The sequence below is a fragment of the Urinicoccus timonensis genome, from assembly GCF_900232945.1.
Lineage (GTDB): Bacteria > Bacillota > Clostridia > Tissierellales > Peptoniphilaceae > Urinicoccus > Urinicoccus timonensis.
On sequence record NZ_OCTU01000002.1, the window covers coordinates 63,496 to 86,650 of the forward strand.

Here is a 23,155-nt window from a genome sequence, read left to right on the forward strand (position 1 = left end):
AAGGAGGCAGGCATGCCCTTAATTTTACCAGACCAACTCATTGACCAGGAGGTCTTAAACCAAGAAAATATCTTTACCATGACCCAGGACCAGGCCAACCACCAAGACATCCGACCTATTAAAATCCTCATTGTCAATCTCATGCCCAAAAAAGAGGAAACTGAGTTGCAACTTTTACGGATGCTTTCTAACTCAGCCCTGCAAATGAATATTGACCTGGTCCGGATGGATTCTTATCAGGCCACCCATGCCAGCCAGGACCGGTTGAAAAAATTCTATAAGACCTATGACCAAATCAAGGACCAAAAATTTGACGCCATGATCATTACCGGGGCTCCAGTAGAGCGGATGGACTACCAAGACATCATCTATTGGAAGGAATTGAAAAACATCTTTGACTTTGCCCGGGAACACGTCTTTTCTACCCTATTTATCTGCTGGTCAGCCCAGGCAGCTCTCTACCATTATTTTGGGGTTCCCAAGCAGGAGGTGGAGGAAAAAATCTTTGGTATCTACCAGTATGAAAAGAAAAAGGAAGATCCCATCCTAAAGGGCTTTGACGACAGCTTCTATGCTCCCCAATCCAGGTACACCTATGTCAAGGAAGAGGACCTAAGGGAGATTCCCCAAATCCAAGTCTTATCCTCCCGGGAAGATACCGGGGTTGGCCTGGCCACTACCCTGGACCACCGTTTTGTCTTTTCCTTTGGCCACTGGGAATACGACAAGGAAACCCTCCATGAAGAGTATTTAAGAGACCTGGCCAAGGGTCTGGCCACCCAAATTCCCAAAAATTACTACCGCCAAGACGACCCCCAAGGGGACATTATTATGAATTGGCGGTCCAGTGGGTCTCTTTTCTTTTCCAACTGGCTCAACTATTGCGTCTACCAGGAAACCCCCTACCAATTAGAAAAAATTAAGGGGATTAAGGTGGCCAAATTTGGTGGATCCAGCCTGGCGTCGGCCGGTCAATTTTCCAAGGTAAAAAATATTATCCAGGCCAAGGAAGACCGGGAAATTATTGTGGTTTCAGCCCCGGGTAAGAGGTCAAAAGATGACCAAAAGGTCACCGACCTCTTGGAAAAATACTATGAAGGCAAAAAAAGAGCCCAAGACTTGGAGGTCATGATTGAAAGCTTCCGAAAGGACCAGGCTGCCAAGAGCCGGGAGGCCCAAGAAGCCCTGACTGCTGTCCAAGACCGCTTCCAAGAAATCGTCCGGGACCTGGACCTGGAAGAAGACTTAAAAGAGGACCTGGACGAAACCTTCCAAGACCTGGATAGGACCCAGTCCAAGGACTTTGTCCTGAGTCGGGGGGAATATTTAAATGCCAAAATCCTGGCCCAGGCCCTGGGTTATGACTTTATTGATGCCAAGGACCTGATCAAGTTAAAAAATCAAGACCAACTGGACTACGGGGAAACCTACAAGGCCATTGTCAAGACCATCCACAAGGGGCAAAAGGTTGTAGTTCCAGGCTTTTACGGGTCCAACTCGCAAGGAGACATCCGGACTTTCAAGCGGGGTGGATCTGACTATACCGGGTCCATTATTGCCAGCGCCCTCCAAAGCGAGGTCTATGAAAACTGGACCGATGTCAGTGGGATCATGACCCAGGACCCCAACCTTTCCAAGGATGCCAAGAGGATTCCCTCTATGAACTACCAGGAATTGACAGACCTTATTGACCAGGGGGCCCAGGTCTACCAAAGAGATGCCATTGACCTGGTAAAAGAAAAAAATATCACCCTGAAGATTTTAAATACCAATGCTCCGGAAGAAGGGGGAACAGAAATCAAGGACCAAGAAGATAAGTAAAGGAAAAAAGAGTCTGACCCGGAAGGGAAGACTCTTTTTTAACCTTTGGGAAAGATTCACTTTCTTGACAAAAACGATAAAAACCGTATGATAGTAATAAGGCTGTAAAAAGAAGAAAGGACAAGTTATGAATCATTCCATTGCTTATATCGTGGATCATGCCAGTGATATCGACGAGGAAATTTTAAAAAAACATCAAGTATATTCCCTGCCCTTTGCCATTAATTTTTCAGATGGAGAATACATAACGGGAGAAAGTATCGACCGGGAAAGCCTATTTGAAAAGATGAAAGAGGAAATTCCCACCAGCTCGGTGTGCTCTATGGACCGCTTTGACCAAATTCTAGACAAGCTAAGAGAGAGAAAGATTAAAAATGTTTTAGTCATTACCATGGGTCATAAATTTTCTTCCTTCCATAATTTTTTAAATCTCTATGCCCAGGAAAAAAAGGACTTTAACATCTATGTCTTTGATAGCAATGCTGTAAGCTTTGCAGAAGGAGCCTACCTGGTTCGGGCCCTGGACCTGGAAAGACGAGGGCTTAGTTTTGAAGAAATTTGCCAGGGCTTAGAAGAGATGAAGGATCAAGATTGTGTCCAAGTCCGGGCCTATTTTGGCAGTCTGGACAACCTAATCCGGGGAGGTCGAATCAATAAAAGAACAGGAGCCATAGCCAATGCCCTAAATATCCGGCCTATTGTGGAACTTTCAGAGGGCCTCATGGGGGTCCGGGAGAAAATTCGCGGGGAAAAAAGAGCCTATCGCTATTTGCTTGAAGAAGTGAAAAAATCTATAGATCCTGAGAAAAAATACTACCTCTCCCTCCTCTATGGTCAGGGAGAAAAGGAAAAAGCCAAGCTGGAAGAAGTCTTTAAGGAAGAGATAGCCCAGGCGGACTACTATCAAATGGTCCCCCTATCCCCAGTGGTTTTAGTCCATTCCGGCCCCAAGGTGGCGGCTGCAGTTTGGGCTTGTTTTGACGAAGAAAAGGACTTGAGTTTATAAGCTCAGGTCCTTTTTTATTTGGAGATTGAGAACTTTTCCAAGATTTGATAAAATAGGGCAAATACTAAGAATAATTATCAATAGACCAAGGAAAGCAGGTGAAGACTCATTGACTATTTTTGAAAAAGCCAATCGGGCAGGGGTCCGGTCCTTTATTAACCGCACCCTGGCTAGCCTAAAAAAAGATCCGGACAAGGCCATTGACCAGCTGGTAAAGACTGCCAAGACTTTCAAAGCCCTGGACCCGGAAGACTTAAAGACCTGGGAAAGCCTGGCTCGGAATCGGAACCACCCCTGGAGGGAGATGGCCCTGGAGGCCCTGGACAGGATCCATGAAAATATTTTAAAAACCAGCCTCTTAAATATTTTTTTCTACCATGCCATCCAGGGGGAAAAGAGGCGGGAGGAATGGCAGGAAAAATTGGACCTGCCGGCGGCTTCCTTTATGGTGGTTGAGGCTCAAAACCGGCAGGGGACCTTGACCTACCAGGACCTGGACAATCTGGTGACCCAAGGCAAGGACCTGGGAATCTATTTTTATTTTCTAAGAGACCTGGACCTAGAGGCCAGGCAAAGGGAAATCATCCTCTTGGCCAGCAAACATAACGACTGTATTTTTTATCTTTGGATCTCAGGAGCTTGTTTGGACCGGGGCCTGGCAGCTTATATGAAAAAATTGGGCAATGTCCACTTTCTTGTGGAAATCCAATCTGGGAAAGAATTGGAGAATCTGGATGCCCTGGCCTGGATCTGGTCCCAGGGATTGCCAGTGACAGCAGTCATCCACTTGGACAAGAAAAACTATAAGGAAGTAGCGGAGGGGGACTTTTTAGACCTCCTAATCCAAAGAGGGGTCCAATTTCTCTGCTGCTTCCAGGACCTTCCCCTGGGGGCAAAATTGGAAGGGGGCCTGGACCCCCAAGAAAAAGTTTGGATTAGGAAAAAACTGGCTGACCTGGATTCCAGAGAAGGGGCGAAAAAAATCCTGGTGGTAGACTATGACGGAGGTGGCTTGGAGGGGCTTTTTGTGACAGGCTCTGGCGACCTCTTATCCAGGCAAGAGGTGGCAGACCCTCTGGGTAATGTCAAGAAGACAGGCCTGGTAGAAGCCTATAAGAAAAGAAAACAATAAAAAGACCCTGACGGTCCGGCAAATCCCTTTTAGGGACTTGAAGGCTCCAGGGTCTTTTTTCAAAGCAAGCTTAAAAATTAAAGTTGATTTAAAATTTCTTCCAGGATAAATTTTCCCACGGGAATGGAAGTGGCTTTTTGGAAGCCCAGGTAGGACAGGTTGCTATTGACTTCGCAAACCAGGGGCCCCTGGGAGGAGACCAAAAGATCTACCCCGGAAAAGTCTAGGCCCAAGCGTCGGTGGGCTTCCAGGGCCAGGGCCTCTTGGTCAGCTGTCAGCTGGATTTCTTTTCCCTGGCCTCCAAGATAGATATTGGACCGAAAGTCTTTTTGGTTGGTCCTTTCCATGGCCCCTAAAATTTGGTCACCCACCAGGACCACCCGGATGTCCCGCCCCAGGCTTTCTTGGATGCACTCCTGGACCAGGTAGGAAGTAGGGGACATGGCCCTTGTTTCCCGGACCAGGTCTTCCAGGCTTTTAACTTGTTTGACCTGCTCTCCAAAAGACCCCTGGGCAGCCTTTAAAATCAAGGGAGCCTTGAGCCGGGACCAAAGCTCCCGACAATAGTCCCTATTTTCCTTGGGATGGTAGAGGAGGGGAGAAAAAATCGTCTTGGGCATGGGAAGACCTCTGAGGACCTGGTAGGTCTTTTTTTTATCGTCACAAAGGCCAATGGCCTGGGAAGAATTGAAAAGGGGATAACCCTTATTTTCCAGGGCCCTGGCCAGGTCCAGGTCCTTGTCCAAAAACAAGACAAAGGCTGGGTCAAAGTCTAAATTTAAAACCTCCTCCCCCAGGCTGGACTCCAAAACCAAAAGTTCTTCATTGCTTTTGGGGATTAAGTCAATTGAAAGTTCCATGGCCCTTTCAATCAAGTCCCGGACCACATCATACAAGATATAGTTCTTCCCCAAACCCCCATTATAGACAAGTAAAGCCTTCATCATCATTCCTCCTTTTTACTAAGTATACCAAAAAAAGAAGGACTTGACATGTATTAAGTGTTTATATACAATATATACACTAGGAGGTTGAATCGTGCACATTCTTATAAAAAATTCTAGTAACCAACCCATTTATGAACAAATTAAAGAGCAAATTAAAAAGCAAATTCTGGACTCTTCCCTAAAAGAAGGAGAAAAACTTCCTTCCATCCGGAGCCTGGCCAAGGAATTAAGAATTTCTGTCATAACCACAAAAAAAGCCTATGATGTCTTGGAACAGGAGGGCTTGATCCACTCTGTTCAAGGCAAGGGATCTTTTGTGGCGGCCAAAAATATGGACCTGGTCAATGAACTCAACCGGAAAAAATGCGAAGACCACCTTCTGACAGCCATGGAATATGGAAAACGCCTAGGCCTGTCCAACCAGGACTTGCTTGAGCTCATGGACTTATTGGAGGAAAATGATGACTAGTATTGTCTTAAAAAATATGGTGAAGGACTATCCTTCCTTTCGCCTGGGGCCTATCTCGGCTGAAATCCCCCAGGGGGTTATTGTGGGCCTGATTGGAGAAAATGGAGCAGGCAAGTCCACCCTAATCAAGTGCCTTTTGGGCCTCAAAAGAATTGACCAGGGGTCCATTGAAGTCTTGGGAGAGAAGATGGACCGCCAGACCTATAGCCAGTATGAAAAAATTGCTGTGGTCTTTGATGAACTTCCCCTGGCAGAAAATTTAAAAATAAGCCAGGTGGGGAGGATTGCCAAGGACCTTTATCCAAGCTGGCAGGAGGAAAAGTTTAGCCTCTTTTGTCAAAGATTTGCCTTGGACCCAGATAAAAGGGTCAAGGAATTGTCCCGGGGTATGCAGATGAAGCTGGGGCTTTGTCTGGCCCTTTGCCGGGACTCAGACCTTTTAATTTTAGATGAGCCCACAGGAGGCCTGGACCCCCTAGTCCGGGAAGATTTTTTAGATGACCTCCTGGACTTTATCCAAGACGAAAAGAAAACCGTGGTGATTTCTTCCCACATCCTGTCGGACCTGGAAAAGGTGGCGGACTATATTGGTTTTATCCACCAGGGCCAGCTCCTTTACCTGGATGCCAAGGACGAACTCTTGGACCAGCATGGCCTGGTGTCCCTATCTAGGGAGGACTATAGGGACCTGGATAAGGAGAAGATTTTAGGAAAAAAAGAATCTGCCTATGGGGTTACCATCCTGGTCAACTTAAAGGATTGGTCCGGGGACTATGAAAAGCCCAGCCTGGAAGACATTATGACCTATACCATTCATGGAAGGGGGATCCAATGAAAGCTATGATCCGTAGGGACTTATATTTAAGTAGACGTATTTTACTAGGAGCTTTGATTTTTGTGGGAATATTAGGATATTTTAATAAAGAAATTCCTCCTTTGACCCTAATAAGCCTAGCAGGGTGTTTTATATCCATCATGTACATCAATATGAGCTTTTACAATGATGAAACATCTCATGATATCCAATACTATCTCTTGGTAAATCATGGGCAAGAGCTCTACCTAAAGAGCAAGTATTTTGTCAGTGCTTTTGTGGCTTTGGTTACGGCCTTGGCCTCTCTTGTCTATCTTGCCTTGGCCCAAGACTTGGCAAGTGGCATGTCAATTTTTCTGGCTGGTCTAAACTTCTCTTTCTTGCTGGTTATCAGTGGATTTTTACTGGTCTTTTTTATCTATTTTGGCAGTCAGATTGGTCGCTATCTGGTCTTTGTCCTGTGGATTGCCATCCTCTCTTTTAGTCGATTCTTTCAACCAGCTATGAAGAGCTTGATCCAAAGGGCCTTGAACAATATCCCCTTGAGCTTACTTGCCATCTTGGCCTTGAGTCTGCTATTTATGGGCCTAAGTTATTTTTTATCCATGAAGCGTTTGAACCAAAAAGATTTTTAAAATAGGGGGTACCCCCTATTTTTTTATGGAAAATCTCCGTAAGGGAAAAATAAATTTGTTTTTTAAGAAGATTCTAAGATATATAAGAAAGGTCTAAGATTTAGTTCTAAGCAAGTAAATATGCGACTTATAAGGAAAAAAGCCTTAAAAATTGTGCTATACTTGAGTCAGAAAAAAGGAAGGAGGGAATGCAAATGAAGGTTAAAATTTTTACTTGTCGTTTTGGTTCAGGCCATATGAAGGGGGCCTTGTACTTAAAGGAATCCTGGAAAAATCATGACGTGGAAATTGTCGACATCATTCAAGAAATGTTCCCTGAAAAAGCAGATTTTATCTATAAGACCTATGGAGCCTGGGCCAAACAGGCTCGTTATCTCAACCGGATGGTGACAGGGGAAGGCTCTCACAACCTCTCCTATCACTTTCTAGACCCACTTAGAGACCGCTTTTGTCAAATTATGGCCTCTTACCGGGGAGCAGATGTCTATGTGGCCACCTATTCTGCTGCGGCCCACCTCTTAAACTACTACAAGAAAACTTGCTTTGACCAAACCCCTCTTATCACCATGATTACGGACTTTACTCCCCATGAAGGTTGGATCCAAGAAAGCACAGATGCCTACCTGGTGGTTTCAGACTATACCAAGTCCTGTATGTTGAGCCTGGGGATTGAGGACAAGAAGGTCCACCTCTATGGTTGGCCCAGCCAGTATGTCCAACATCCCAGCCGACGGGGTCCCCTCCACATTCTAGTGGCAGGAGGAGGCCTGGGTCTGCTGCCTGAAAATAAGAAATTTTACCAGGATTTAAGAGACCGACAAGGGGCCAAGATCCGGGTCCTTTGTGGTAAGAACAAGGCTCTTTACCACAAGCTCAAGTCCTGGCAATTAAGAGATGTAAGTCCCTATCCCTTTTTGCCCTCCCTAGACAAGCACTACCAATGGGCAGACCTATGCATTACAAAACCTGGTGGTATGAGCATCCTAGAAGCCCTCTATTGGGAGGTGCCCATTTGCTACATCCGCCCCTACCTGTCTCAAGAAGTCAGAAATGCCCGTTATCTAGAATCCATTCAGGGGGGCTTTCTCCTGAAAAAGACTATGGCTCCCCTGACTCGGAGGCAACTTTTAGGCTACCGAATCAACTTGAGGAATAATCGGATTACGGGGATGCCGGACCTGGTGGACCTGGTGGCTTCCAGATATAATCGACCCAGGACTCCCTTTATGGAGGGACCTGGCAGGGAAAAATATCCAGGAGAAATCTACCCTGCCTATCATTTAAGTTAAGAGAAAGGACACAATATGGAAAAGGGACTATTGATTTTTATACTCCTTGGAGGACTTGTCTTTATTATCTGGGGTCTCCCCTTGGTCATAGGGCGCAGGAAGCTCATATGCCAGGACCGCCAGGGAACTCTAATGACTTTTGATGATGGCCCCTCTGAGGTGACAGACCAGCTTTTGGATGTTTTAAGGGCCTGTCATGGCCAGGCTTGTTTCTTTCTCTTGGGAGAGGAAATGGTCAAGAGAAGGGAGACCCTGAAAAGGATCCAAGAAGAGGGCCATGGCATTGGCCTTCATGGCTACAGCCACAAGCACCCCTTGAAGATGACCTATTGGGAGCAAAAAAAGGACCTGGAAAGGGCCTATCAAATTTTCAAACAAGAAGGAATCTGTCCTAGCTACTACCGGCCCCCCCATGGGGCCTACACCTGGGCCAGCCTGGTTTTTTGCAAGAAGCATGGCTTAAAAATCGTCCATTGGACAGGCCTGGTGGGAGATTGGGAATTGGAAGAAGAAAAAACCCTCTTGGACCGGCTGGTCAAACTCAGTGGTCCTGGCCATGTCCTGGTCCTCCACGATGGGACCAAGGGCAAGGCCAACCCCCTATCTAAGTTCTTGGTACCCCAGCTGGTAAAAGACCTTTACAGGGAATTGGCCGCCAGCCCGGCCCCCCTAGAGGGGTGGAAGGGGCTATGAAAAAGAGAACCATCTTCCAAGGACTTTTAGCCAGCCTGATTTCCCTGGCTACCATTTATTTTTTAACCCCCAGGGGGACCAGCCTTTTTACAGTTTTTTCCCATGTCCAGCTACCGAAATTTTTAATCCTTGCAGGGCTTTCTTTCCTACTCTTTCTCTTGATGGAGGCCCTGACCTACCACTATATTTTTAAAATCCAAGGTCTTAAGATTCCTTGGACCAGGACCTATGGCTACAGCCTGGTGGATTATTTTTTCTCCTCTATTTCTCCTGGAGGGTCAGCAGGACAACCCGGCCAACTCTATTATATGAACCGGGACCAAATCCCCCTGGCCTCCTCCATGATGGGCCTGGTGGTTTTTAATACAGGCTACCACTTGGCCATGGTGGTCATGGGGCTTTTTGCCCAGCTAGCCTACCGGGACCTCTTTAGCAATTTGCCTTCCAGGGTGAAGGCTTTGATGGTTTACGGGATTTTAATCCAGGTCTTTCTGGCCTTTTTCCAGGGCTCTGTCATGGTGAGCCAAAAGAAGGTTCCTCACTTTGTCTTGGCTTTTTTAAGGAAGATGAAGGCTTGGAAGGTTCCCTTTTTAAAAAGGGTCAACCTGGATGCGGCCAAAAGATCTATGGAGGACTATGCCGTCTATGGGGCCTATTTCAAGAATAATCCTCAAAAATTACTCCCCATCCTCTTGATGAACATCCTGCTTTTGGTTTTTTCCTATGCCATTAGCTATTTTGTCTACCGGAGCCTGGGCTACCGGGCTCTGGACTTTTTAAAGTCTCTGGCCCTCCAATCTCAATTGGTGGTGGCTACAGAAGGCCTGCCCCTGCCAGGAGGCGTTGGGGCAGCAGAAGGGGTATTTTACCGGGTCTACCAGGGCTATGTTCCGGAAGATGTGGCCTTTTTTTGGATGGTCTTAACCCGGCTTTTGACCTACTATCTGGGCTTGATTTTAGGACTTTTTACCCTAATTTTTTTATCGGCTAGGCCCTACAAAGCCAAAAAGAAAAAATAAAGTTTAAAAGACTTGTCCCAAGTTAGGGAGAAGTCTTTTTCTTTAGATGACCTTTTTTTCTTGTCGTGGTACAATAAAGGGGAAAGGAGCAAGCATGTCACTGGAAAAAGACCTGATTCATTATCGAAATCTTGAAAAACATTCCTTCCATTTTCCTGGCCACAAGGGTAAGTGGGAGGTCCTATATAAAAATTTAGCTGCCTTGGATACCACAGAAACCTTTGGAACCGACAACCTGGCCCAGGCAGAGGGGATTTTAAAAGAGTCCATGGAAAAAATTGCCAAAATTTATGGGGCCCACAAAAGCTTTTTTGGCCTGGGTGGGTCCACCATGGCCATCTATGCAGGCCTTTATGCCCTAAGCCAAAAGGGACAGAGGGTGGGAGTCCAAAGAAATGCCCACCGCAGTGTCTTTCAGGCCTGCGAATTATTGGACCTGGAGGTCTGTCTTTTGGATGTAGATAGGAGTCCCCAGGGCCTGGCCAAGAGCCTGTCCCTGGATAGCTTGGAAAAAGCCCAAGACCTGGACATCTTGGTGGTGACCTCCCCCTCCTATTATGGCTACCTGGCTCCCATGAAGGAGATTATGGCCCTGGCCCGGGAAAGGGGCATAAGGGTCTTGGTAGATGAGGCCCATGGAGGCCACTTTCCCTTTTTTAAACCGGAGGCTTCAGCCCTGGCCCATGGGGCAGACATTGTGGTCCATTCCGTCCACAAGATGCTACTGGGTTTGACATCCACAGCCTTGCTCCACGCAGGTCCAGACTTGGACCAGAAAAAACTCCAAAGGGGTCTCAACCTCTTTACCACCACCTCCCCCTCCTATCCCATGATGGTCTCTATTGAAAAATCTGTGGCCTGGATGGACCGCTATGGCCGCCAAAGGCTCCAGGACCTTTTGGGCCCCTTGGAAGCCTTGGGAAAAGACTTAGAGAACCGAGGAATTGACCTGGTCCAGGCTCCTGACAAGGACCCCTTTAAGCTCTTAATTGAAGTGCCGGGCTATGGGGGATTGGAGCTTTATGAGAGCTTGTTTTACGACCATGGCCTGGGGATGGAAATGCATGACCAGCGTTTTGTTTTAGCTGTGGTTACGGCCTTTGACGACCCGGAAGACTTGGACCTCTTGGCAGGGGCCCTGGCCTCTTTTGAAAAAAGACAGCCCCTGGACAAGACCTGGCCCCAAGACCCTCCCCTGAGAGAGGAAAGATTAACCATCAACCGTCGGAAGGAGGGGGCAAGGACCCTCCACTACAAGGAAACTTTGGGCCTGGAGTCTTTGGATTTTATTACTCCCTATCCACCGGGCATCCCCTTGATTTTCCCCGGGGAAAGAATTAGGGAAGACCAGTTAAGGCAAATCGAAGCCTACCTGGACCAGGGAATCCAGCTGGAAGGCCTTGACCAAGACCATAGAATGGACGTGATTTAATTGAAGGGAAAATTTATTGTCCTGGAGGGATCGGACGGGTCCGGAAAGTCCACCCTGGCAGGGAAGTTAAAAGACTATTATGACCAAAGGGGGGCCAAGGTCCTCCTGACCCGAGAACCTGGAGGTACAGACCTGGGGGAAGAAATTCGGGATATGATTTTGAGAAAGCAGGGGGAAGAAATGGACCCCAGGACTGAGGCATTGCTCTATGCAGCCTCTAGGGCCGAGCATGTCTTTAAAAAGATCAAGCCAGCTGTGGAAGAGGGCTATATTGTCCTTTGTGAACGCTACATCCTATCCAGCCTGGCCTACCAGGGCTATGGCAGGGAGTTGGGTCCCCAGGAGGTCTTAAAGATCAATGAATTTGCAACGGGATCCTTCCGACCCGATGTAACCTTTTACTTAAAGGTGGACTGGCAAAAGACCCTACAAAGGAAGATTGATCAGGGAGGAGACCGGCTGGAATTGGCCGGAGATGCCTTTTTTAAAAGGGTCCAGGAGGGCTACCAAGCCCTGGCCCAAAGCAAGGGCATCCATGTCCTGGATGCAGGAAAAAACCCAGAAGAAATTTACCAAGAATGTATAAAAATATTGGAGGAAGTCAATGGATAAATTAGTCATAGCAATTGTACAAGACCAGGATGCCAGCATCCTCATCGAAGAAGTAACCAAGGCAAACTTTCGGGTTACCAAGCTATCTTCTTCTGGAGGATTTTTAAAATCAGGCAACACCACCCTCTTAATGGGGGTCCAAGGGGACCAGGTCAAGGACCTTTTAAAGATTATAGAAAAAAACTGCAAGACCAGAGAAGTGGCCACCAGCCTCTTAACAGTAACCATGCCGGGAGAATCCTATGCTCCCTACCCCGTTAATGTGACGGTAGGTGGCGCTACGGTCTTTATCCTGGATGTAGACCAATATGTTCGCTACTAGGAGACCAAGATGAAGATGATACTTGCAATTGTACCGGATACCCTCATGGACCAACTCATGGACCGGTGCTTGGAAAAAAAGATTCAGTTTACCCGGGTGGCTTCTTCTGGAGGATTTTTAAAGCAGGGGAATACCACAGTCATTCTGGGAATTGAAGAAGATAGACTGGACCAGTTAAAGGGAATTTTTGAAGATTTGAGCCAGGACCTGGATGGGGACAAGGAAGGAATCCATGTCTTTTATATGGCTGGAGACATAGGACGGGAATTTTAATGGACCCAGTCTTTGTTGGCCATGAAGAATATGTCCGGGAATTTCTCCGGCGAAAAGAAGAGGGAGCCCTACCCCACTGTCTTTTGATTACGGGACCCCAGGGGGTGGGGAAGGCCCGTCTGGCTAAAGACCTGGCCAAGATTTACTTAGCTGGGGACCAGAAAGACCAAAGTGACCTCCAGGTGGAATCAGGAAACCATCCTGACTTCCACCAGCTTTGTGCTGGAGAAGAGACCATTAAAAAACAGGAAATTGTAGACCTGATTGAGGAGAGTCAAAAGACCTCCTACCTGGGAGGACGCCAGGTTTTTCTCATCCAGGAAGCAGACCAGCTGACAATCCAGGGACAAAATGCTCTTTTGAAGACCCTGGAAGAACCCCAAAGCCAGGTGGCGATTTTTTTAACAGCTGTTCATGAGGGCCAACTCCTAGACACCATTGTGTCCAGGGCCCGGATCATCCCCCTTCATCCTGTCAGGGAAGAAGACCTCCTGGACTGGTTGAAGGACCAGGGTTATGGGACCAAGGAATCCTTAAAGGATGCCGTAAGCCTGTCTGGGGGTTGCCTGGAAAAGGCCCTGGCCTACTTGGAAGATGAGGACTGGATCCAGTTAAGGGCTGAATTTTTTCAAAAAATTCAAGACTTTAAGCGGAAGAGCCGAGACTTCCCCTTTGTTTTAACAGAGGATCTGTTGAATAAAAAAGCCTACCTAAAGGACTTTTTACTCCTGATGACCCAATACTATCGGGATGTCTTGGTCTACAAGACCCTGGGAGACCAAGACCTTATAATCCACCGGGACAAGTTGGTTTTGATTCAGGGGGAGACCTTGAAAAATTCATCGCTTTATACTATCATTAAAGACATTCAGGAAAGTCTCACTTTTCTTGAAAAAAATGGAAATAGTCGACTTGTACTGGAAGGCTTATTTATAAAAATACAGGAGGAATATTTATGATCGATGTTGTTGGGGTTCAGTTTAAACCAACCGGGAAGATCTATAATTTTGCCTCTCAAGGACTAAGTTTATCCCCTAAAGATAAGGTCATTGTAGAAATGAGCTGGGGAAGAGAATTTGCAACAATTGCCACAGGGAACCAGGAAATTTCTCAAGAGGAGATTGTCGGGGACCTTAAGGCAGTTTTAAGGAAGGCCACAGATGAGGATTTAGCCATTTATGCGAAAAACAAAGAAGATGCCCGGGAGGCCTTGAAGGTTTGCGCAGAATGTGTTGAAAAAAACAATTTGGACATGAAACTTATCGACAGTGCCTATACCTATGACCGGAGTAAGCTCTTGTTTTACTTTACAGCAGACGGCCGGGTAGATTTTAGAAATTTAGTAAGAGATTTGGCAAGAATATATAGGACACGCATTGAGCTTAGACAGGTGGGCGTCAGGGACGAGGCCAAGTTTTTAGGAGGTCTGGGATCTTGTGGCCGCCGTTGTTGCTGCTCTAGTTTTTTACAAAAGTTTGACCCGGTAACCATTAAGATGGCCAAGGACCAAAACCTGTCCTTGAACTCATCAAAGATATCCGGGATTTGTGGTCGCTTGATGTGCTGCTTGCGCTATGAGCAAGAAGGCTATGAATGCATGCAGAAAAAAACTCCCTTTATAGGAGAACTTGTAGAGACAGACCAGGGAAGGGGAACGGTAGTAGACCGGGAGCTTCTTTTGGGGCAGGTCAAGGTCCTCCTCCATGACGAAAATGCCAGTCGGGAAGTTTTTTCTGTGGAAGAGGTCAAAAGGACCTATCAAAAAGACAAGGAAAACCACAGGCCCTTTAACCGGGTGGAAGATATAAGTAATGAAGACGAATGAAAAAACGTCCAGATTCAAGGACCATTGAATTTGGACGTTTTTTTAAAAGAGGGAAAAATGAGAAAATTATCAGGAATTGGCAAAAAAATCTTTGCCTTAGACAAGTTCACAAGTCGGGCCTACTTTTATTTTCTGGCAGCTCTTTATTTTATTGGGGAAAACCTGGGCTATCAAATTGATCCCAGGATTCCGGGCTTTTTTTGGACCGGGGGCATCCTCATTCTTAGTCTGGCCCTGGTCCTAGGCCTCCACGGCCTGGCCCTTTACCTTTTCCGTAAGAGCCCCTATGCCCGGCTCTTGGACCTTGTGGCTCCAGGACTCTTTATCTATGCCCTGAGCCAGTGGCTTTTTGCTGTCCAGGACGATGGATTTTTATCGAATCCCCTGGTCTATGGTCTGGTGGCCCTGGTCTTTTGTATCCAGCTCTTTTTTTTACGCTGCTTGGACACAAAGATGGCCAGGGCTTGGAAGATCTTCCTTTTAATCTTGGCCCTGGTCCTCCAGGCTGGCTTGCTGGGTTTTTTGTTCTATCCGGGTTTTATGAGTCCTGAGAGAAAAGACCTGGTCTTGGGCAAAGACGCCATCCATGCTCCCAAGGCCAGGGAGTACACCTATGGGGCCAAGTCCCCCCGGGTCAACCTGTCCAAGTATGTCTACTATGATGGTTGGAATAAAAAGATCAGAGATTGGTATTGGGGTTATTCCCTGGCCCGGGCTCCCTTGGCCGGCAAGGTCTACCTACCGGAAAACAAGGAGGCGCCGGTCTTGTTCTTTGTCCACGGTAACCATAGGATGACAGAACAAAGCCACCTGGGTTACGACTACCTGGGTCGCTATCTGGCCCAACACGGGATTGCCACCGTCAGTGTAGATGAAAATGCCCTAAATGGCTTTTTGGGCAAGGGGGTTGGCAATGAAAATGACGCCAGGGCCGTCCTCCTCTTGGAAAATGTCCTCTATCTCTTTAAGGAAAATAAAAATCCCCAATCTGTTTTCTACCAGGCCTTTAAGGAAGACGATCTCTATCTTGGGGGCCACAGTCGGGGAGGGGAAGCAGCCCACCTGGCAGCCGATTTCAGCAAGCAGGAAGTCTATCCTGACAATGGACAAATAAACCTGTCCTATCCTGTGTCTATTAAGGGAGTCATCACCCTGTCCCCCACCAGTGCCCAATACACACCGGCAGGTCACTTTCCCAGCATAGAAGACTACAACTACCTAACCATCCACGGGTCCCACGACTCTGATGTAACAGACTTTATGGGAGATGATGGCTACAACCACAACCAGCTTAAAGATCCTGACAAGAAAAAAATGGCCATCTATGTGGCCTATATGAACCATGCCCGGTCCAACCGCAACTGGCAGCGAGACCAGGTCCTGCCCGATGGCTTTTTATACAATGAAAAAGACCTCCTGCCCAGGTCCTACCAGGAAGCCCTGGTGGCCAAGGCCATCCTGGGATTTTTACAGGATTCCATCCAGGGAGCAAGGACCTTTTATGACCAGCCAAGAGACCAACTTCCCCAAGCGATCTACTATATTAAAAAGGAAGAGGGAGGGGAAGAAACCCTCATCCACTTTGAAGACGACCACCATCTTTTAACCAACAATCTTGGAGGTCGAAACCAGGTCCAAGGGGCCCGGTCTTTCAAGGAAGTGGAGCTTAACCACACTGGGGGAGGATCCTATGTAGATAAGCATGGTCTAGAGATGAACTTTAATTCCAAGGCCAGCTATGAAATGACCTTTCCAGACAAAGACCTCAGTGGACTTAAGTCCTTGAACCTGGACCTGATGAACCTAAGTGAGGACCCCTTGGAAGTTCAGGTGGAAGTCAAGGATGGAAATGGAAAAAGTCTGGTCCTGGGGCCCAAACAAAGCCTCCAAGGTCAGACCCCGGTGGCCCTGACAAAATTCCAATACTTTACCGGAGACTATGAAGACAAGTCCGGCTTTGAAAGTCTATCCTTTCCAATTCCCCATGGAGCCGGATCCCTGGACCTGAGCCAGCTTGAATCCATCCAAGTGACCTTTTCCAGTCCACTAGGAGGCAGGGTCCTTATGGCGGAAATCCGGTCAGATAGGAACGAATAGTTGAAAAATTACAAAAAAAGTCCAAGGCTCTTAATGGGCCTTGGACTTTTTTAAATTAGTATAACTTCCATTTTCTATTGCAATAGGATAGGGGACTCTTTATTCATTGGTTTAGGGCTGAAATTATTTAAAAAATACTATAGCTTTTTAGTTTTGCATCGTATTCCACGTGAACATCTTGGCCATCTTTAACATAAGTATAAGAAATGTGGTTGATAGGTGTATCTTGTTCATAGAAAGATTCAAAAATAGGAGAGGTTTCTCCTGGCATGACTGTGTCTGTACTGATAAAACAAGTGTTTTCGTTGGTTGATGGAATTGTACCTTCTAAGGAAAAATCCTTAATTGGGTATTTAGAGTTATTTGTAAAAGTTGCATGGCCATAGATGTTACCTATAGAATCAGGTTTAAGCACTTTTATAGCATATGGCAATTCAGTGATCTTTACTTCCGGGTCTATGTTTTCTGCATTAGATGTATCACTATCTGCTTTGAGCACATCAGCAGAATTCGCTGTGTTTAAAATATCCCCTGTATCTTTATTAATAAAATTTACTGTTACATAGGGGTCTTTATCACCATTAAACATACGATAAAAACCGCCTTGAATATAAAAGCCTAATGCCATGAAAGATTCAAAATCATTATAGGAATTGGGGTCTACATAAACATCAAAAACAGAAATAGGGTCGTTCATTTTAATATCTGTGATAGAGTTTGATGTATCTTGGATGAGCTCTTGGTTTGAAGACTCTATATTTTCCTTCAGATCTTCCATGTATTTCTTGTGTTGAGCTGCAGACATGATGTAAGTGATAGACCCATCTTCATTTACTTTTCCGCTCTTTATTTTCTTTTCAGAAACTAAGGAATCAATTGATTCTTGAGGATCTTTCACTTCGGCTAAGTCAAGAAAATTTTTTGAAATAGTAATTTCTTTATTTAATAGTTTATTTTCAACTTCAACGGCGGCTTTCTCTTCATCAGACTTATTAGTAGAGCCACATGCTGTCATAGAAAGAAGAAGGCAAGCGATAAGTAATAGAATAGATTTTTTCATAAGTAATCTCCTTATTGAGGTGTTAGGATGTCTGCTTGTGATGTCTATCCAAGTTTAGGTTTACAATTTATTGAAACTCTTTTTATACAAAGAGATAAAACACACACCAAAGATAATAAAATGGGAATATACACTCTCAAGACCTTAAAAAATTTATTCAGGCAATATTATTTTTCTAGATACCTATATTGATTGTTGTCAGTATTAAAAGGAGGACTGCTTTTGTCGCCTGGGATGGTGTCATGACACATCGAGCAAATATCTTTGCTTGGTCTTCGGCGATGGATTAATAAAGAAGAGGTAGGATTTACTCAAATAATTAACCTTGTTTTTCTCAAGCTGGTCAATTATTTGATTGATAAGTTGTATTTGGCTTTTATCGAGAGTGGCGGGTTTCCTGGCGCAGACAATAATGTCTTCAGGATATAAATCTTGAATTACCTTTTTAATTAAATCTAATCGACATACAGAAAAGAACTGACAAATTTTATAAACCTTGTCCATTCTAGGTATATTGCAACTCTTCACATAAATTGTAAACGTTAACTTAAATATATTCAAGAAGAAGTAAAAAATAAAGTTTATGTTTATTTTAATTTGAATCAATCAATTTATTTAAATCTTTTTGAGAGGGAGGGGAGAATGAAAAAACTTTAAAGGAGGGTTAAGCGCCTGGCTTTAAATCATCAAATGCATCAATTTATATATGGGATAGAAGATTCTAGGACTAGACTTGTTTTTGAACTTAGGTACATAGAAGGGTGGAGCTGGAAAAAAGTGAGCATGTACATGGAGAGTATGAATGAATCTTATGTGAGAAAAATTCATGAAAGATTCAAAAAAGATAAACAAAATTATTGATTATCTTTTTTAAAATTGATATACTGATAGTACATGTATGAAGGGGGTGTATTATGATATTAGATTTTTCTGTAGGTGGATTTTTATCATTTAAACCAAAACAAACCGTATATTTTACGCCATATAAAGGAGCGAGAATAGGCGGTACAAAGTATGAAGAAAATTTTCATACTAACATAGATCGAAGACCAATGAAATCCTTACTTTTATTTGGGGACAATGCTTCTGGAAAAACAAATTGGTTTTATGCACTTTTACGGATGAAGGATATCATAAAAAATGGATTAGGAGATATTGATTTAGATTTATTTAATAAACATTCTGATGAAATGTGTTTTGGTATATCTTTAATTGATGATTCAGATAATATTTTTGAGTATGATGTTTCTTTGAATAAAGAAGGGCACATTTGCAGTGAGGTGCTTGTAAAAAATAACATTACAATTTTTGAGTTTAGAGAAAATAATCTTAATATTTATGAAGAGTCAAAGAATGTTGAAGAAATAAAAGTTTTGGAAAAATTATTTTCTAAACCGTCATCCAACACATTGCTATTAAAGTTAAAAGATGTTTTAGAAACATCAATAGATTCTTTTTTTACAAGTGTGGATAATATCAAAATTGATAGTGAATCTTTACTAAATAGAGAAATGAAATGGGTTCCAGTGGAATCATTTACCGAAAAAACTAAAAATGAAATGGAACGATTGAAGGATGATGTTTTATCAATTCTTCAATCCTTAGATAGTACAATAATTGATTTTAAATTTATAGAAAAAATAATTGATGATAAAGATGGTCATGGGTTTGATATGATTTTAATAAGAGGAAATGGTGACCAATTTGATCTTAACTCAGAATCTTTAGGAATAAAAAAGATAACAAACTTGCTACCAAAGATGCTTCAAATATATAAAGGACAGTCAATTTTTATTGATGAATTAGATTCCTCAATAGGAACTAAAGCTCTTATCAAATTATTTAATTCATTTATAAACTCAAGAAACAATTGCTCTGGACAGATTATAGTCTCAACTCATAACTTATCTTTATTAGATCTTGACATGTTTCATGATTCACAAATATATTTTGTTAATAAAAATTCTAATTTATCAACTATAATTCATTCATTGAGTGAATTTGACCTTAGAAGTGAAAAAAAAGGCATAGATGAACTTTATATGAAAGGGTCTTTTGAAGTAGATGAGTAAGAAAAAGTTAAAAACTACAGAGAAAATAACAATTATATGTGAAGGAGAAAGTGAAGAAAGTTATATTAAGGGGCTACTAACTGAATTCAAATTATTAACGAACAATATAGAGATTATAAGAATTGACGGTGGTGGATATAGTAGTGCAAGAAACTATCTAATGAAGAATAAAAAAATTATTAATATTGCTTTAGTCGTTATGGATTTAGATAGATGCTCAAGTGTGAGCAATGAAAAAAAGAAATTAAAAAGTTTAATATTATTATTAGAAAATCTGAATGGGAAAAATAACATCTTTTTAACGTATCCTAATTTTGAAGCGTGGGTTGCAGCTTGTCTAAACTGTGATGAATCAGACTTAGCAAATAAAGGATATAAAAAGGGGAATGGTGTGTATAAATTTATACGCAACAATGGCGGTTCTTATGAAAATGCTTTAAAAATATTTGAAAATAATGGATTGTATTATGAAAAAAAGAGCATAAATAAAGGCATTTATTATGAGGAAAACATCAAAAACAAACATAGTTCTTTATATTACTTTATTGATTACCTTAAATTTTTGCTAGAGAGATAATTGTAATAAAATATTTATAATTTTGTCCGATTTAGATATTTATACTATTAGTATATAGAAATGGACCTCATTGACAGTAATTCCTCTAGATGGGACTTTCTGAAAAGGGGGCCCTTTTTGTATACGTAAATAGGCTGGCATAAATCGGTACGTTATTTTGTAGTTAAAACCACAAGTATTACTCTTATTGCTTTGACTTATTCAAGGTAAAGCATATATAAAAAATATGGTTGGAGAGGGGATGAGATATGTATATAAGCGAAATGCGGTGATGTATGAAACTAACAGTTAAACAGAAAAAATTTGCATATGCAGGGAGAAAAGGAAAATTCAGAAGATATTTTTACAGAGGAAAAAGAGTTTGATGGAGGAAATGGGTATAATAATAAAAAAGAATTTCTACAAAAACAATTGGATTTTATCGATAAACACACCAATGAAAAATCTTTTATTCCTAAATATGCGATTATAAAATTTTCAAAAATAATCGCTGAAAACACAGAAATTAGGGAACTTAAAAACTTAATTAAAAGCTATAGAGAGGGAAATTGGAAGAAGAAAGTCGGAAATATAGAAAGTGAATAATACATTCACGACGTGCATTGGCATGAAAAAGATGGCAAGCAATTCAAGGCCAAATTAAAACATAGAAAGGAGAAGTAAATGGCAATAATTCAAGTGTATCAATCAGAATTAAAGAAGAAAATTCCTTTAGAGTATATTGGAAAAGTAAGATACATTGGGCCAGACGATCCCTTGAGTTTTATAAATGGCGGGGAGTACAATATTGTTTTAGATACAAATAAGAATTTAAAGGTCGTTGATGAGACAGAAGAAGATTATATATATATCTTAAATGAACCCAACAGTTTAGGTGGAAAGTTTTATTTTATGGATGACCCGAAAGGAATATTAAAAGACTATATGGAAGAATATAAGAATTAAAAGCACAGGGCATTGTCTGATGTGCTTTTTTGTTGTAAAAATCGTGCATTAATTGTGAGGAAAATAAAATGGCTTAAAATGGACCTTTAAATTGTAAGGAATCGTGAGAAATCGCGATTTTTTATTGTCCAGGCTTGGAAGATGTTAAAAGCTAAGGGGAGTTAAGCATTGCAACTTAAAACTATGGAGGTAAAAAATGGAAGATGAATGAGAGACAAGGAAGTAAATCAAGAACAAGATTAAAAGAATAGGTTAAGAAGAGTAAAAATACCAACAGTATATCCATTGAAATGTGTATCGATAGTGATCTTAATAAAAGAAAAAGCCCAGTAATCAGTTAAGATTACTGGGCTTTTTATGCTGATATGTATTCCCGCATTTACTCCCCGCACATTTCTTAATAAATTGCTGTAAGCTTTGGGAAATACACATTTATTCTGGAGCTGACGACGGGATTTGAACCCGTGACCTCTACATTACCAATGTAGTGCTCTACCGACTGAGCTACGACAGCAAAACTCTCTATTGAGTATACGGGAACTTTAAGAAAATGTCAACTCTTCTTTTACCTTTTTTAAAAAAAGAAGTAACCGATTTGGTTACTTCTTTTCTTCTTTGGGTTTATTTAAAAGACTATCCGTTAGGCTTTCTTTTAGAGGGTCCTTGCCTCCTTCGGTAGCGGTCATATTTAAGTAGCTTCGAATTTCGTCAGAAGCCTTGTTGGATAGGCAACGCTTGGGAATGGTATAGGCGATGCCTGGTTGTTCATAGATGTAAAAGTAGTCCTTGGTTTCAATGGACCGGAGAATATCCTTGTAGAAGAGTTTTCTTTTTAAGCCCCCAGTGGTTTCCATGAGATGGTCTTTTTCAAAGGTCATGGACTTGGCTCCGTAGGAGTCGTAGGGGTGGTTCTTTTTTAAAAGGGCAATAATCCTTTGCCGCATCATGATCCGGAAAAAGACTTGGTAAAGTCCAAAAAATGCAATCATGATTAAGATGCCCACAATCCAGCCCTTGATGGCATCCAGCTTAAAATAAGCGATGACTCCAAAGGTAATGACCGCAATGACAAAGCAGCCCAGTAGGGCTTGCAAAAACCGGGCCCGAATTGCCCGTCGGTCATACTGCATGTGGAAGAGATAAAATTCAATTAGGTCGTCCTGGGTTACTTCATAGTTAATATGCAAAACATAGCCTCCAAATTCAAAGTTTTGAATTCCTTACAAATTATCCCTATTATACCATATTTTTTCCCAAATTAGTCTAGATGGAGAAAATTTAGACAAAAAGACTTTAGAAATAGGAGTTGGGCTTGGTCATGGGGGCAAATTTTGGGTATAATAAACTAAATAAGAAGAGTAAAAGAGGGGCTTTTTATCTGATAAATGTCCTATTAAAAGGAGGCTGCCATGTCCTTTATAAAAGTTGTAGATCTAGTTCGCCAATATCAAATGGGTCAAAATATAGTTACAGCCAATGACCGGCTGAATTTTGAAATCCAAGAGGGAGAGTTTGTTGTCATCCTGGGTCCCAGTGGGGCAGGGAAGTCCACCCTATTGAACCTCCTGGGCGGGATGGACAAGGCCACCTCCGGCAGTATATATGTCCAAGGGGAGGACATCTGCCGTTACAATGATCTGGAATTAACCCGCTACCGCCGGGACCGGATTGGTTTCGTCTTTCAATTTTACAACCTCATTCCCAACTTGACCACCCTGGAAAATGTGGAGTTAGCCATCCAAATCGTGGAGGACAGTCGGGACCCCAAGGAGGTCTTGGACCAGGTAGGCCTCTCCCACCGGCTCAACAACTTCCCTTCTCAATTGTCAGGTGGGGAGCAACAAAGGGTGGCCATTGCTCGGGCCTTGGCCAAAAATCCAGCCCTTCTCTTGTGTGATGAACCAACAGGGGCTCTGGACTACCAAACTGGGAAGAATATTTTAAAACTCCTCCAGGAAACCTGTCGCCGGGAAAAGACCACGGTGATTGTCATTACCCACAACTCGGCCCTGGCTCCCATAGCCAACCGTTTGATTGAAATCAACGACTCCAAGGTCCGGAGGGTGGAAATTCAGGAAAATCCCAAGGATATTGAAGAAATAGAATGGTAGGTTA

Annotated in this window: 24 protein-coding genes and 1 tRNA gene; 21 read left to right on the forward strand and 4 right to left on the reverse strand. The window is 43.2% G+C overall.

Features of this window, described 5'->3' with window-relative positions:
- The first annotated feature begins 12 nt into the window (after positions 1-12).
- The 3 genes from CS898_RS04375 to CS898_RS04385 all read left to right on the forward strand — a co-directional run bounded on the left by CS898_RS04375 (position 13) and on the right by CS898_RS04385 (position 3,959).
- The gene (locus tag CS898_RS04375; protein WP_099208239.1) at positions 13-1,821 is read left to right on the forward strand and encodes a homoserine O-acetyltransferase/O-succinyltransferase family protein; all 1,809 of its coding nucleotides are present in this window, start codon (positions 13-15) and stop codon (positions 1,819-1,821) included.
- Between the two features lie 127 nt (positions 1,822-1,948).
- A complete protein-coding gene (locus CS898_RS04380; protein ID WP_099208240.1) occupies positions 1,949-2,827 on the forward strand; it encodes a DegV family protein in 879 nt (292 codons plus the stop codon).
- Positions 2,828-2,936: 109 nt separating this feature from the next.
- On the forward strand, positions 2,937-3,959 hold the full coding sequence (locus CS898_RS04385; RefSeq protein WP_099208241.1) for a hypothetical protein: 1,023 nt from the start codon (positions 2,937-2,939) through the stop codon (positions 3,957-3,959).
- A gap of 77 nt (positions 3,960-4,036) precedes the next feature.
- Here CS898_RS04385 and CS898_RS04390 read toward each other — a convergent pair whose 3' ends face one another.
- A complete protein-coding gene (locus CS898_RS04390; RefSeq protein WP_159459119.1) occupies positions 4,037-4,903 on the reverse strand; it encodes a RimK family alpha-L-glutamate ligase in 867 nt (288 codons plus the stop codon).
- A gap of 94 nt (positions 4,904-4,997) precedes the next feature.
- Between CS898_RS04390 and CS898_RS04395 the strand changes: the two genes are divergently transcribed.
- The 13 genes from CS898_RS04395 (at position 4,998) to CS898_RS04455 (ending at position 16,386) form a co-directional block, all read left to right on the forward strand.
- The gene (locus CS898_RS04395; protein ID WP_099208243.1) at positions 4,998-5,375 is read left to right on the forward strand and encodes a GntR family transcriptional regulator; all 378 of its coding nucleotides are present in this window, start codon (positions 4,998-5,000) and stop codon (positions 5,373-5,375) included.
- Positions 5,368-6,210 (forward strand): ABC transporter ATP-binding protein, encoded by an 843-nt coding sequence (locus CS898_RS04400; protein ID WP_159459120.1) that lies wholly within the window; start codon positions 5,368-5,370, stop codon positions 6,208-6,210. Before CS898_RS04395 ends, CS898_RS04400 begins: the two co-directional genes overlap by 8 nt.
- Positions 6,207-6,824, forward strand: coding sequence for an ABC-2 transporter permease (locus CS898_RS04405; protein ID WP_099208245.1), 618 nt, complete (start codon positions 6,207-6,209; stop codon positions 6,822-6,824). Before CS898_RS04400 ends, CS898_RS04405 begins: the two co-directional genes overlap by 4 nt.
- 194 nt (positions 6,825-7,018) lie before the next feature.
- Positions 7,019-8,113: an MGDG synthase family glycosyltransferase gene (locus tag CS898_RS04410; RefSeq protein ID WP_159459121.1), complete on the forward strand. Its 1,095-nt coding sequence runs from the start codon at positions 7,019-7,021 to the stop codon at positions 8,111-8,113.
- A 15-nt stretch (positions 8,114-8,128) separates the two neighbouring features.
- A complete protein-coding gene (locus tag CS898_RS04415; RefSeq protein ID WP_099208247.1) occupies positions 8,129-8,806 on the forward strand; it encodes a polysaccharide deacetylase family protein in 678 nt (225 codons plus the stop codon).
- The gene (locus CS898_RS04420; RefSeq protein ID WP_099208248.1) at positions 8,803-9,825 is read left to right on the forward strand and encodes a lysylphosphatidylglycerol synthase transmembrane domain-containing protein; all 1,023 of its coding nucleotides are present in this window, start codon (positions 8,803-8,805) and stop codon (positions 9,823-9,825) included. Before CS898_RS04415 ends, CS898_RS04420 begins: the two co-directional genes overlap by 4 nt.
- Positions 9,826-9,919: 94 nt before the next feature.
- On the forward strand, positions 9,920-11,257 hold the full coding sequence (locus CS898_RS04425) for an aminotransferase class I/II-fold pyridoxal phosphate-dependent enzyme (protein WP_159459122.1): 1,338 nt from the start codon (positions 9,920-9,922) through the stop codon (positions 11,255-11,257).
- Positions 11,258-11,869: a dTMP kinase gene (tmk, locus tag CS898_RS04430; protein WP_009430149.1), complete on the forward strand. Its 612-nt coding sequence runs from the start codon at positions 11,258-11,260 to the stop codon at positions 11,867-11,869.
- A complete protein-coding gene (locus tag CS898_RS04435; RefSeq protein WP_009430765.1) occupies positions 11,862-12,191 on the forward strand; it encodes a cyclic-di-AMP receptor in 330 nt (109 codons plus the stop codon). Before tmk ends, CS898_RS04435 begins: the two co-directional genes overlap by 8 nt.
- A gap of 9 nt (positions 12,192-12,200) precedes the next feature.
- The gene (locus CS898_RS04440) at positions 12,201-12,464 is read left to right on the forward strand and encodes a cyclic-di-AMP receptor (protein ID WP_009431450.1); all 264 of its coding nucleotides are present in this window, start codon (positions 12,201-12,203) and stop codon (positions 12,462-12,464) included.
- Positions 12,464-13,423 carry a DNA polymerase III subunit gene (locus CS898_RS04445; protein ID WP_099208250.1) on the forward strand — a complete coding sequence of 320 codons (960 nt, stop codon included), beginning with the start codon at positions 12,464-12,466 and terminating at the stop codon, positions 13,421-13,423. The genes CS898_RS04440 and CS898_RS04445 overlap by 1 nt, the downstream gene beginning before the upstream one ends.
- A complete protein-coding gene (locus tag CS898_RS04450; RefSeq protein ID WP_099208251.1) occupies positions 13,420-14,289 on the forward strand; it encodes a PSP1 domain-containing protein in 870 nt (289 codons plus the stop codon). Before CS898_RS04445 ends, CS898_RS04450 begins: the two co-directional genes overlap by 4 nt.
- Positions 14,290-14,346: 57 nt before the next feature.
- Positions 14,347-16,386, forward strand: a complete 2,040-nt coding sequence (locus CS898_RS04455) for a hypothetical protein (RefSeq protein ID WP_099208252.1) — start codon at positions 14,347-14,349, stop codon at positions 16,384-16,386.
- 127 nt (positions 16,387-16,513) lie between these two features.
- Here the strand turns inward: CS898_RS04455 and CS898_RS04460 are convergent, their stop codons facing one another.
- Positions 16,514-17,446 carry a hypothetical protein gene (locus tag CS898_RS04460; RefSeq protein WP_009430806.1) on the reverse strand — a complete coding sequence of 311 codons (933 nt, stop codon included), beginning with the start codon at positions 17,444-17,446 and terminating at the stop codon, positions 16,514-16,516.
- Between the two features lie 914 nt (positions 17,447-18,360).
- Between CS898_RS04460 and CS898_RS04470 the strand changes: the two genes are divergently transcribed.
- The 4 genes from CS898_RS04470 (at position 18,361) to CS898_RS04485 (ending at position 21,040) form a co-directional block, all read left to right on the forward strand.
- Positions 18,361-19,518, forward strand: coding sequence for an AAA family ATPase (locus CS898_RS04470; RefSeq protein ID WP_099208253.1), 1,158 nt, complete (start codon positions 18,361-18,363; stop codon positions 19,516-19,518).
- Complete coding sequence (locus tag CS898_RS04475) at positions 19,511-20,095, forward strand: RloB domain-containing protein (protein WP_099208254.1); 585 nt, start codon at positions 19,511-19,513, stop codon at positions 20,093-20,095. The genes CS898_RS04470 and CS898_RS04475 overlap by 8 nt, the downstream gene beginning before the upstream one ends.
- A gap of 309 nt (positions 20,096-20,404) precedes the next feature.
- Positions 20,405-20,680, forward strand: coding sequence for a hypothetical protein (locus tag CS898_RS04480; RefSeq protein ID WP_099208255.1), 276 nt, complete (start codon positions 20,405-20,407; stop codon positions 20,678-20,680).
- 78 nt (positions 20,681-20,758) lie between these two features.
- Positions 20,759-21,040 carry a hypothetical protein gene (locus tag CS898_RS04485; protein WP_200807612.1) on the forward strand — a complete coding sequence of 94 codons (282 nt, stop codon included), beginning with the start codon at positions 20,759-20,761 and terminating at the stop codon, positions 21,038-21,040.
- A gap of 438 nt (positions 21,041-21,478) precedes the next feature.
- On the opposite strand, the gene CS898_RS04490 is transcribed toward CS898_RS04485, so the two are convergent.
- Both CS898_RS04490 and CS898_RS04495 read right to left on the reverse strand, forming a co-directional pair.
- Positions 21,479-21,554 (reverse strand) — tRNA-Thr (locus CS898_RS04490).
- Between the two features lie 85 nt (positions 21,555-21,639).
- Entirely contained in the window at positions 21,640-22,227 is a 588-nt protein-coding gene (locus tag CS898_RS04495) for a YcxB family protein (RefSeq protein ID WP_009430194.1), read from the reverse strand.
- Positions 22,228-22,449: 222 nt separating this feature from the next.
- Here CS898_RS04495 and CS898_RS04500 point away from each other — a divergent pair, with 222 nt between their 5' ends.
- Positions 22,450-23,151 carry an ABC transporter ATP-binding protein gene (locus tag CS898_RS04500; RefSeq protein WP_099208256.1) on the forward strand — a complete coding sequence of 234 codons (702 nt, stop codon included), beginning with the start codon at positions 22,450-22,452 and terminating at the stop codon, positions 23,149-23,151.
- The last annotated feature ends 4 nt before the right edge of the window (positions 23,152-23,155 follow it).